The sequence below is a fragment of the Glaciihabitans sp. UYNi722 genome, assembly GCF_040549465.1.
In the GTDB taxonomy this organism is placed as follows: domain Bacteria; phylum Actinomycetota; class Actinomycetes; order Actinomycetales; family Microbacteriaceae; genus Lacisediminihabitans.
Window position 1 is genome coordinate 47693 of the sequence record NZ_JBEPTL010000021.1, and the last position, 9470, is coordinate 57162.

The window sequence follows — 9470 nt, forward strand, 5'->3', positions numbered from 1 at the left end:
TGTCGCTGGTGTTCTGCTAATTGGTGAGAGCTCGAGATGTTCTATAGAACGTCGCTCGCGACATTCCGAGGTCCCGAGCTACCTGGGCGGCTGGGTCGCCGCCTTCGACAAGGCGGATGGCGCTTCGGATCTGGCTGTCGGTGACGCGTTGTGGGCGTCCACCGAGGTCCTTGCCGGCGTCGCGGCGCTTGCTGACAGAGTCGATGATCCGCTCGCGTTTGATATACGTGGAGCGTAGACAACAGCGAGCTTCGAACCATCCTCGACGCGACAGTAGTTGCCGACCCAGCGGTCTGTTTCCACTCCGGGGACGGACAAGGTCGCGATGACCTTCCACTGATAGCCGTCCGTAGCGACTTCTCGACTCTGACAAAACGTTCGCCTTCGACGCCAGACTCGGATACGCGACTGGCGCGGCCGCCGATCCCTCGAGTGAGTCGATCAAAGGCGGAGGCGATGATTCACGCAAATTGAGTGTGCAGACGACGGGGTCAAGTTCCGATCCTGGAGAAGCGGAGCGTGCGTGCGCAGTTTCGCGCAACGACCCCAACAGCCAGGTACTGCAACCAATGCCTCGTCAGGTCGAATGGGCCGTTGATCGTGCTGTCGCTGGTGAACTAACGATTCAACGGCCGGCGAACTGGAACAACTTAGGAATGGCCGCATACACGCCGCAGGGAATGTTTCCAAGAGGAGCGCTATCGGGCGGTGGAAGATTGCCCGCCCAGATCGTTCTGGGAGTTCTTGCTCAAGAATCCAACCTGTGGCAAGCATCGAGATTCACAACCCCCGGCGAAACCGGCAACCCCCTGATCGGCAACTATTACGGTAGAACCGACCTGACGGCAGGCATCGGCGACAATTCATTTTGGCGTATCGCATTCCTGGCCGATGCCGACTGCGGATACGGCGTGGGACAGATCACTGATGGAATGCGGCTCGCGGGCATGGAGGGCAACAACCCGCCCGCGCTTCCAGTAGCCCAACAGCGCGCCATCGCGCTCGACTACACGGCAAATATCTCCAAAGTCGTTCAGATGCTTCAAGACAAATGGAACGAATCCCGCGATGCGGGAACTACTGTCAACAACGGGGACCCATCCAAAATCGAAAACTGGTTTGCCGCAGTCTGGGCTTACAACTCCGGCTTTCACCCCTACGTCAACAGCCAAACTCCGTGGGGTTTGGGCTGGCTAAACAACCCCGTCAATCCGGTCTATAACGCCGGTCGCCACGCCTTCCTTGATGGCAATCCGGCTGACGCTGCCCATCCTCAGCTCTGGCCATATCCCGAGAAAGTTATGGGCTTCGCCGCGAATGCGTTGAGTCTTGTCGAGCATCAAACAGCAACCTCCGTGGACGAAGTAGCGGCATTCCGCCCGGCCACCTGGAACGGGGGTGACATCGGTGGGCCAGCCAACCGCACAGCCGTGAAACCGCCGCTCGGTACCTTCTGCACCCAAGCGGTCAACGGCTGCATCCCCGGGGGGACGCTCCAAGACCCGACATGCACGGTTGCCGACGACCACTGTTGGTGGCATGGCAATGCCACATGGAAGTCGAACTGTGCAGATACATGCGGATTGGAATTCAACCGTTTCACGCCCGCGGCGTCCTATATGGCGGAGCAGCCCAATGGAACGAGCTTTCCGGCCAACTGTGGGACGACTGGTCTCCCGGCAGGAGCGCTAGTGATAGATGACCTTCCGCTGGTAGTGAATGGGACAACCGTCAGCCAAGCCCCAGTACGCCCGGGATGCGCCGCGGTGGCATCCAGCGGGACATTCGCACTCAATTTCGGAACGGCGAACTCGAATGGTTCCCATCCGTCGAAGATTGACCTCCAACAGCTCGGGAGCGGCTTCAACGGACACTTCTATTTCACCCACACGCGAAATGTCGACAATCCGAGCTTGGGATCCAGTGTCGTGGGCCAATGGACGCTCAACCAAACATTCACTAACCAGTGGGCACGCGTAATGGTACATACGCCCGACCATGCCGCCTTCACACAGCAAGCTGTCTATAAGGTTAACACGGGTAGTGGCACCGAATCTCGCTCTCTCACTCAGCGCACGTATCAAAATCAATGGCGCTCGATCGGCGTATTCCAATTCAACGGCCAACCGAGCATTTCGCTTTCGAACATCACCAAGGACGGTGATGGTGTAGACGATATAGCTTGGGACGCGGTCGCTATCCAACCGCTGGCAGCTAAGCCCGCGGACTTCATCGTATCGATGGGTGACTCCTATTCATCTGGTGAAGGCGCCCCAAGTCTGTCGGTGCCCCGATACGCCCGCGATTCGGATAACAACGGGAACCCCATGGACACCGGTCCTCACGTGACGTATTCCGACGAAACTGCGGGGAACCGCTTCACGGACGCTTGCCATCGATCGCCCCTTGCCTGGCCCCGAAAAGCGATTGTCGGAGCGAGTACGACCCAGAGTGTGGGCGCAAGAGCAGATTCTTTGGCCAGCGATCTCGACTTTCATTTCACAGCGTGTTCCGGAGCCACCTCTACTCAGATGAAGGCGGGCAATAAAGGTCGGTTCCGCGAGTTGAGTCAATTGGATCAGGGCTACCTGGACGCCAACACCACACTGGTCACACTTAGCATCGGGGGCAATGACATCGGGTTCGGCGACGTTCTCCTCGCCTGTGTCACTACGTATTTCGGTTCGGGCCATTGCATGGACCAGACGCCGGACGGAACTGTGCCACTACATCAGTCCACGGATTTGAAGATCAACGGACTGCCTTCAACTTTGACACCACTCCTTTCACAGATCCAAGCCAAGGCACCTAATGCGAAGATCCTTCTCATGGGCTACCCGCCGATCTTCCAATCCGGCGGGGCCTGCGTTCTAATCAGGGGGCCTGAGGATGAGACATGGCTTAACCACGTGTCCCAATTGCTGAACCAGACGCTGCAAGGAATCGCAACCTCTGCAAATACGTCAACTCACCCGGTGTACTTTGGCGATCCGACTAATGCCTTTTATAACAGGGGGGTTTGCGGGACCAATCCAGCGATAAACCCGCTACTCGGTTACGTGAACGGCCTTGAAGGCAACCGAACGTACGGCGACCAGCCCATGGTGAACTGGGCGATACCCGGTCCGAACTTTCAGCTGGGTGTCTCGCAGCAGAGCATTCACCCGAGTAGGGATGGGACGACCCTCTACGCTCAAGTCATGCAGTCAACGTTGGCGGGGAATTATTGAAGGCCATCGATTGCCTCGACCGGCCGTCATAGGGCACAACGCGTGTGAAGTGGGAGCAGATATTGGAGTCGAAGACACTGCGCTCTAATCGTGTGGCCATTGCATCGACAGTTTTTGTCGGCGCCGCTGTCCTGTTGGGGATTTTCATATACGCAACGTTCCTCCCCCTTCCAACGCCCGGGACAGGTGCCACCGATGGGTCGGCAGCTCGCCTATTGATAGCCCTAGTGCTCAGCCTTGTCGACTTCGGTCTACTTATCGCTGGATTGGTTCTAGCGATCGTCGCGGTAAGTCAAAGGGACCGTCCGAAGACTCTGGCGGTAATCATCCTCATTGTTTGCCTCCTCCTTATCGCGGCTGCTGTTGCTCTCACGTTAGGCGGGACGACCTTCAAACCCCCTTCGTTGTTCTGAGGTGTCGGCAGATGAGTGAACGAAGCATTGGCGCGGCCATTCAGTGCCGAGGGGATAATTATCTCGGGTACTCCATCGATTCCCGGATGAAGTCCGAACTCGCCGCCGCGGCGCTGCGTAACGCGATCGCGCTCCGCGCCCCGGCCGGCACGATCGTACATTCCGACAGGGGCAGCCAAGCCGTATTCAACCGGTCGTCGCAACAGTTGTTTGTTGGGTCGAGCGTAGCTGGTCGGCGAAGGCTTCTGCGGGGGTGCGCCAGCCCAGGATTCCGCGTGGCCGGTTGTTGATGATGTCGGCGACCGCTTGGATCTCTGCCGTGCTCCATCGGGAGATGTCGGTGCCCTTGGGGAAGTATTGCCGGAGCAGCCCGTTGAGGTGTTCGTTGCTGCCGCGTTGCCAGGGGCTTTTCGCGTCTGCGAAGTAGACCGGCAACCCAATCTCTGTGGTCAGGAGGGCGTGCGCGGACATCTCTTTGCCTCGATCCCAGGTCAGCGACCGGCGCAGCTCCTCGGGTAACGTCTCGAAGGTTCGGGCGAGTGCGTTCTTCATCGTGACCGCCCCGTAGCCAGCCAACGCGGGACCGTTCTTCTTTGGCTTGATCAGGCCGTAGCCCTTTTGTCGGGGCAGGTGGACGAGCATCGCGAAGCGGGTGGTGCGGTCGATCAGAGTCGCGATCGCGGACCGGTTCAACCCGATGATGAGGTCCCCCTCCCAATGCCCGGGAACGGCTCGGTCCTCGATCTCGGCTGGCCGGTCAGAGATCATGACCATGCCCGGCAATCGTCCTGCCTTCGGGCCGCCCGGTTTCTGGGGGCGGCGCCGTGCGCGCCCAGATCGCAACGCGGTCGCGACTTCTAACCGCAACGAGCCGCGGCCCTGAACGTAGAGGGCCTGGTAGATGGTCTCGTGGGACACGTGCATCTCCACTTCCTCAGGATGCTCGAGGCGGAGCCGGCCCGCAACCTGCTCGGGGCTGAACCGCTCGGTGAGCATCGACACGACCTGTTCTCGCAACGCTAACCCGTCCAACTTCCGCGCCCGCGGACGGCGGGCCCTCGACCACGTCTGCTCCTGCGCCAACGAGGGCACATACCGGTCATAGACCCGGTTCCTCGCCACCTCACGGCTGATCGTCGACGGCGCACGACGCAACAGGCCCGCGATCTGACGAACACCGTGGCCGCGGGCGAGGTGGAAGCCGATCTCTTCACGCTCTCGCAATGACAATGAGCCGGGACGAGTAACAGCGAAGTTCAGAAAAGGCGATGGCAGCACCTCCCGATCTTCACCGAGCCACCGATACGCGGTCGCCCGCGACACCCCCGCGGCCCGCGCCGCGACCGACGTCGGCAGCCCGGCGTCCATTCCCTTCCAGAACGACAAACGAACACTCAGTGGCGACCACGGTCTGCCCATCGACAACACCCCACACGACTCAGGGTGTTGCGCCCACCACCTGAACTCGCCAGCCATGGGATCCAAGACAGCTCTGCCCCGAGATGCGACACGGAGCGATCACAGAACGCCGCCAAAGAGCGATCAACTCCACAGTTCGCGGCGCTGCCCGAGACCTGACAGTCGCGATACGTTGCATTAGTGACCAGCATCCTGATGATCAGCGGCAGCGTGCGCAGCGGCTCTGTCAACTCGGCTGTCATCGCGACGGCAGCCGAGCTTCTGCCCGATGACGTGACGCCGGTCATCTACTCGGGCATCGGAGAGCTGCCGCATTTCAATCCCGATCTGGACCACGAACCCTTGCCGCAGAGCGTGGCCGAATTGCGACGGCTGATCGCCGAGTCATCCGCTCTCCTTTTCAGCACTCCCGAATACGCGGGTGCGATGCCCGGCGCCGTGAAGAATCTGCTGGAGTGGACCGTCGGCGGAATCGAGACGACCCACAAACCGACAGGCTGGATCAATCCGTCGACGATGCAGAACCGCGCTGCGGGAACGTACGCGTCGCTGCGAATCGTGCTCGACTACACCGATGCGAGCGTCATCGACCGAGCTTGCATCGATGTGCCGGTTCCGCGCTCGCTGATCGACGACGACGGCATCGTGCGCGACGGGGAGATTCGGACGGCGATCTCCGGAGCAATCGGTGCGCTTGTGGCGGCCGCCGAATAGGCACGAGGGCACGATCCCGACGCTGAGGTGGTGATTCCTCCCGACCCCGGAGGCCAGGAATCTACAGGGCCGTGAGCCGCGCGACCACCCGAAGCACAATGGTCTGGATGCTGCCCGTTTCGACGGCCAACGCGGCCGCGTTCTGCCAGATGTGCATCCAGACGGCATTCATCAGGGCGGTGGCGTTCTCCGGGCGTTCCGACAGCAGACGGCACAACGAATAGGTCGGCAAACTGAATGCGTCGTAGAGGGCGTCGAAAACCGCCACGTCGCCGGCTGCGATGGCGTGCAGACGAGAGTGTTCCGCTCGAAGCCGTCTCATTCCGTTCCCACCGCGGCTACCCGAAGGTGATGTCGCAGTCAGCACAGTGCCAATCCTCGTCAACGGCTGTCATCGTCGCTGAGCACTGGGGGCAGACATCCTTCTCGTGAGCCATCGTGCGACCATTCACCACAGGTTCGCGACCGAACGCCTCTCGCGCCGGTCTGTGATTCGGCACACGGTACGCCCGATAGCTGCGAATGGGCAGGTGCACATCGAGATCCGCAGGCTGGTTGGTCGGATGCTCCGGTTACGGTACCCAGATGAACCAGCTCGCCGGTAGAACGTGCAGCATCGTGTCGGAAGACCGACGAGCCTGCACGGATCTCGTCGTTGCCGGGGCCCCGCTCGGCCTCTGCACCGGGCACCTGCTCGCGGCCCACGACTGGGTGACGCAGGAGTTCGGCGTCACCGACATCCTTCCCTCACCGTGCCTGGCGTGCGGAGCCCGGCTGGGAGTGAAGTATCCGTCGGGCTGGCTCTGCGCCGTCTGCGAGTGGAGGGTCGGCGAGATTCCCGACCACGATGTGACGTCGCTGAGGGTGGATGTGGTCTACTACATCCGATTCGGCGACCGGATCAAGATCGGCACCTCCGGCAACCCGCGCCTGCGGCTCGCGAGCCTGCCCTACGACGAGATCCTCGCCTTCGAGCGCGGCGACCGCCGGCTCGAGCAGCGCAGACACGCGCAATTCGCCGGCCATCGGATACCCAGAACAGAGTGGTTCGAGCTACACGAAGCACTCGAGCAGCACGTGCGCGAACTCGGCGAGGGCATCGACGACCCGTGGGCACGATATGCGTATTGGCGAAGCCGCGAGATCGCCCTGCATGGTTAGCACGATCACCGAGCGTACTGTGAACCATGGCTAACACGCAGAACGAACCTGTTCAGGATGGTCACAACGACGCGTCCGTCGGAGACAAAGTGCAGGGGATCGTGAACCAGATAGCGGGGGATGTCGCCCTCCGGCCGGAAGAAAACATCGATCGTCTGCTGCGCGCTCGCCTCGCCGACGCCGGCATCGAACTGGACGATGAGGAGATCACAGCTCTGGTCGCCCGCCTCCGGCCGTAACCCGGACGCACCCTCGGAAGTGCCCCGCACACGTCGAAGAGAGGACTGATGGAAGCGACCATCACGAGCGCCGACGGCCGCACCCGGTGCGCATGGGCGCACTCGTATCCGGAGATGCTGCCCTATCACGACGACGAATGGGGCATGCCACTGCACGGTGACCAGGCGCTCTTCGAAAAAATGTGCCTCGAAGGCTTCCAATCCGGACTGTCGTGGATCACCATCCTGCGAAAAAGGGCAGCGTTTCGGGAGGCCTTCGCCGACTTCGACATCGATCGGGTGGCGGCGTTCGACGAGGCAGATCTCGAGCGGCTGCTCGCGGATGAGCGGATCATCAGGAACCGCGCCAAGATCACCGCGACGATCTCGAACGCGCGAATCACGCAGCAGCTGGTGCAGGGTGCCCCCGGCGCGCTCGATTCGATCTTCTGGAGCTTCGCACCGCAGCCGCGCACGGTGGCGCCGGAGTCCTACGCGGCCATCCCGGCATCCACCGCGGAGTCGCAGGCCGCCAGTGCGGCGCTGAAGAAGCTCGGCTACAAGTTCGTCGGCCCCACGACCGTCTATGCGCTGATGCAGTACGCCGGGATGGTCAACGACCACGCGGCTGGTTGCTACCTCGCGGTCGAATAGGGTCCGATGCCGCGGCTCGGCGCAATCCTCGGGCGCGCCCCTGCAAACGTCATGGCCCAGCTCGACGACGCACTGCGCCTTCACCTGCAGCTGTAGCTGGCTGCTGTTGACGCAAACCACTCGAGGGGGTCCTGCTCGATGAGGGGAGCCCCTCACGATCCGCTACGAGGAGGCTGCAGCCTGGGTCTGGGAGGATGGTCGGGTGAGTTCTCTCGGTTCTGTCGATTGTGTGAATCGTCCGCTACGCGGGGGGTCCTCCGTCGAGCCCGTTGCTGACGAATGAGCTCGAGTCCCGGCACAGCGCGATTCAGTCAGAGCCGAAGGCTCGCCATCGTTCTCCTCCTGAACCTCGCCCTGATCGGCGGACTGGTTGTCGTCGGCATCACGGCCGGCTCGGTGGGTGTATTGGCGGCAGCAGGTGACACGCTGGCCGACTCAGTCGCTCTGGCCCTCGGGCTGGTCGCGGTGGCCCTGCGCGACCGCGACCCGGATCACCCCCAAGCCAACAGGCCCATCGCGATCGTCGCACTCGTCAACGCCGCGATCCTCGTCGCGGTGACCGTCATCGTCACCGTCGAAGCGATCGCGAGGTTACGTCAAGGCTCTCCGGCTGTACTTGGATTCCCGATGGCCATGGTCAGCCTGATCACCCTCACGGTAATGATCGCTGGCGCTCTCGTGCTCGGCCTGTCCGCGCATCGCGAAGACATCCATATGAAATCGGTGCTCCTTGACACCCTCGCAGATGCGGCCGCAGCAGCCGGAGTGCTCGTGGCCGGCACCATCATCTGGCTCACCGAAGGGCTTTACTGGCTCGATCCCGTCATCGCACTCATCCTCGCCGCCGTGATCGGCTACGCCGGGACCCGGCTGGCCATCCAAGCGGTCGCCGCACTACGCGGAGCCGATATCGACTTCGACAACGACTGAAACCGAGCCGGTCTGACCAATTGGCTTCTTCTCAATCACCAGATTCAGCGCCCGCAGGCCGATCGGCGAGGGTCCGCAGCGGCGGTGGCACGCATGTGTCATAGGCTCTGAGCTGTGTTGATCTGGATCAACGGTGCCTTCGGCGCAGGCAAGACGCACACCGCCTTTGAGCTGATGCGCCGGCTGTCGGGCGCTCACATCGCCGATCCGGAACTGCCGGGCTTTGCGTTGCATCGGATGCTGCCGCCAGCGGCCCGGTCAGATTTCCAGAACCTCCCCCAATGGCGATCAGCCATCGTCGACACTCTGCAACAGGCCGAGGAGGCGCACCTCGGCCCTGTGCTTGTCCCGATGACGATCGTGAGAGACGACTACTTCGACGAGATCATCGGAAGCCTCCGCTCGCGCGGCGTCGACCTGCGGCACTACGCGCTCACGGCCAGCCCTGAGACCCTGCTGAGGCGACTAAGCACCAGGATCGCGTTCCTGCGAACCGGACTGCGCCGCGAGACCTGGGCAGTCGAGCAGATACCGCGCTGTGTCGCCGCACTCGCCCAGGACCGGTACGCAGCCCACGTCGATACCGACCACCGCAGCACCGACGAAGTCGTGGAGTGGATCGCTGCCGACGCTGGACTAGGGCGTGTCTCCTAACGGTTTGAGCCAGATTGTGATGGCCCGAAGGACGACTCCGCCGCGGTAGGTGAGGGCGAGTTTGTCGTATCTGGTTG

General features: G+C 62.0%; 9 protein-coding genes and 2 pseudogenes. 8 read left to right on the plus strand and 3 right to left on the minus strand.

Annotated elements, in window-relative coordinates; all coding sequences use genetic code 11:
• Positions 1–16: 16 nt before the first annotated feature.
• Positions 17–223, minus strand: a pseudogene (locus tag ABIB56_RS14525) (helix-turn-helix domain-containing protein); the annotation flags it as partial.
• A 433-nt stretch (positions 224–656) separates the two neighbouring features.
• On the opposite strand from ABIB56_RS14525, the gene ABIB56_RS14530 reads away from it, so the two are divergent.
• Positions 657–3230, plus strand: coding sequence for a GDSL-type esterase/lipase family protein (locus tag ABIB56_RS14530; protein ID WP_354569939.1), 2574 nt, complete (start codon positions 657–659; stop codon positions 3228–3230).
• A gap of 475 nt (positions 3231–3705) precedes the next feature.
• Positions 3706–3822 (plus strand): annotated as a pseudogene (locus tag ABIB56_RS14535) (IS3 family transposase); the annotation flags it as partial.
• A gap of 7 nt (positions 3823–3829) precedes the next feature.
• Here ABIB56_RS14535 and ABIB56_RS14540 read toward each other — a convergent pair.
• Positions 3830–5119: an IS30 family transposase gene (locus tag ABIB56_RS14540; protein ID WP_502917613.1), complete on the minus strand. Its 1290-nt coding sequence runs from the start codon at positions 5117–5119 to the stop codon at positions 3830–3832.
• A gap of 123 nt (positions 5120–5242) precedes the next feature.
• Between ABIB56_RS14540 and ABIB56_RS14545 the strand changes: the two genes are divergently transcribed.
• The gene (locus ABIB56_RS14545) at positions 5243–5776 is read left to right on the plus strand and encodes an NADPH-dependent FMN reductase (protein WP_354569941.1); all 534 of its coding nucleotides are present in this window, start codon (positions 5243–5245) and stop codon (positions 5774–5776) included.
• A gap of 61 nt (positions 5777–5837) precedes the next feature.
• On the opposite strand, the gene ABIB56_RS14550 is transcribed toward ABIB56_RS14545, so the two are convergent.
• On the minus strand, positions 5838–6098 hold the full coding sequence (locus ABIB56_RS14550; protein WP_354569942.1) for a hypothetical protein: 261 nt from the start codon (positions 6096–6098) through the stop codon (positions 5838–5840).
• Between the two features lie 263 nt (positions 6099–6361).
• On the opposite strand from ABIB56_RS14550, the gene ABIB56_RS14555 reads away from it, so the two are divergent.
• The 5 genes from ABIB56_RS14555 (at position 6362) to ABIB56_RS14575 (ending at position 9393) form a co-directional block, all read left to right on the plus strand.
• Positions 6362–6937, plus strand: coding sequence for a GIY-YIG nuclease family protein (locus ABIB56_RS14555; RefSeq protein WP_354569943.1), 576 nt, complete (start codon positions 6362–6364; stop codon positions 6935–6937).
• Between the two features lie 26 nt (positions 6938–6963).
• Entirely contained in the window at positions 6964–7176 is a 213-nt protein-coding gene (locus ABIB56_RS14560; RefSeq protein WP_354569944.1) for a hypothetical protein, read from the plus strand.
• 48 nt (positions 7177–7224) lie between these two features.
• Positions 7225–7809 (plus strand): DNA-3-methyladenine glycosylase I, encoded by a 585-nt coding sequence (locus ABIB56_RS14565; protein WP_354569945.1) that lies wholly within the window; start codon positions 7225–7227, stop codon positions 7807–7809.
• A 279-nt stretch (positions 7810–8088) separates the two neighbouring features.
• A complete protein-coding gene (locus tag ABIB56_RS14570; protein WP_354569946.1) occupies positions 8089–8739 on the plus strand; it encodes a cation diffusion facilitator family transporter in 651 nt (216 codons plus the stop codon).
• A gap of 114 nt (positions 8740–8853) precedes the next feature.
• Entirely contained in the window at positions 8854–9393 is a 540-nt protein-coding gene (locus ABIB56_RS14575) for an AAA family ATPase (protein ID WP_354569947.1), read from the plus strand.
• Positions 9394–9470 lie beyond the last annotated feature (77 nt).

What these genes read in the sequence shown, in the direction of transcription:
- ABIB56_RS14555 (WP_354569943.1), top strand. Translation starts at nt 6,362, where the DNA reads ATGAACCAGCTCGCCGGTAGAACGTGCAGCATCGTGTCGGAAGACCGA.
- ABIB56_RS14530 (WP_354569939.1), top strand. Translation starts at nt 657, where the DNA reads ATGGCCGCATACACGCCGCAGGGAATGTTTCCAAGAGGAGCGCTATCG.
- ABIB56_RS14550 (WP_354569942.1), bottom strand. Translation starts at nt 6,098, where the DNA reads ATGAGACGGCTTCGAGCGGAACACTCTCGTCTGCACGCCATCGCAGCC.
- ABIB56_RS14570 (WP_354569946.1), top strand. Translation starts at nt 8,089, where the DNA reads ATGAGCTCGAGTCCCGGCACAGCGCGATTCAGTCAGAGCCGAAGGCTC.
- ABIB56_RS14565 (WP_354569945.1), top strand. Translation starts at nt 7,225, where the DNA reads ATGGAAGCGACCATCACGAGCGCCGACGGCCGCACCCGGTGCGCATGG.
- ABIB56_RS14560 (WP_354569944.1), top strand. Translation starts at nt 6,964, where the DNA reads ATGGCTAACACGCAGAACGAACCTGTTCAGGATGGTCACAACGACGCG.
- ABIB56_RS14540 (WP_502917613.1), bottom strand. Translation starts at nt 5,119, where the DNA reads ATGGCTGGCGAGTTCAGGTGGTGGGCGCAACACCCTGAGTCGTGTGGG.